We start from the raw sequence: 864 nt of genomic DNA on the forward strand, positions 1-864 counted from the left end.
GTCGGCGCACAGCGCCTCACGCGCGAGATCGACGTGCGGCAGGGCGACGGCCTGTCCGTCCTCGCGCCGGGCGAGGCGGAGTCTATCGTCATTGCAGGCATGGGCGGCGCGCTCATCACAGAGATTCTCTCGGGCGCGCCCGATGTCCTCGCGCACGTGCAGACCCTCGTCCTCCAACCCATGAACAGCGCGGCACGGCTGCGCCGCTGGCTCTATGAAAACGGCTGGAACATCGTGGACGAGACGCTTGCACGCGCAAGCGGTCGGCTCTATGAGATCATCCGCGCCGAGCACGGTGCGTGCGAGATGCCCGACGAGGTGCTGCTCTCCATCGGGGCAAAGCTGTTTGAAAAGCGTGATCCTCTCCTCAGGGAACATATCATGGCGCAGATTGAAAAGTGTACGCGTGCAGCTGAGGGCATGGGGGCAAGTCCCGCAGCACGGCAGAGCGCGGCATATCGTGAGACGGTGTCACAGATTGCGGCACTACGGACGATGCTGGTGCTACTCTGAAACAGGAGAAGCCCAAAACCTCCCCCGCCGAAGCGGGGGAGGGGGACCGCTTGCGGTGGAAGGGGCGCTTTGGGCGGAGTGCGTTTTCTATCGTAAGAAAGTCGTGTAAGCCACCGGCGCCCCTATCGGCTCACTGTGTTCGCCACTTCCCCCGTCGCGGACGGGGGAAGCTAATATACCGTAATCTCAGCCTCCCCCACCCGAAGCGGGGGAGGGGGGACCGCTTGCGGTGGAAGGGGCGCTTTGGACGGAGTGCGTTTTCTATCGTAAGAAAGTCGTGTAAGCCACCGGCGCCCCTATCGGCTCACTGTGTTCGCCACTTCCCCCGTCGCGGACGGGGGAAGCTAATAT

General features: G+C 63.4%; 1 protein-coding gene. It reads left to right on the plus strand.

What is annotated here, in order from left to right; translation table 11 throughout:
• On the plus strand, nt 1–513 hold a 513-nt coding region (locus AXF19_RS04860), incomplete at its 5' end, for a tRNA (adenine(22)-N(1))-methyltransferase (protein WP_066845818.1).
• Nucleotides 514–864 lie beyond the last annotated feature (351 nt).

It is taken from the genome of Selenomonas sp. oral taxon 126 (assembly GCF_001683335.1).
Taxonomy (GTDB): Bacteria; Bacillota; Negativicutes; order Selenomonadales; family Selenomonadaceae; genus Centipeda.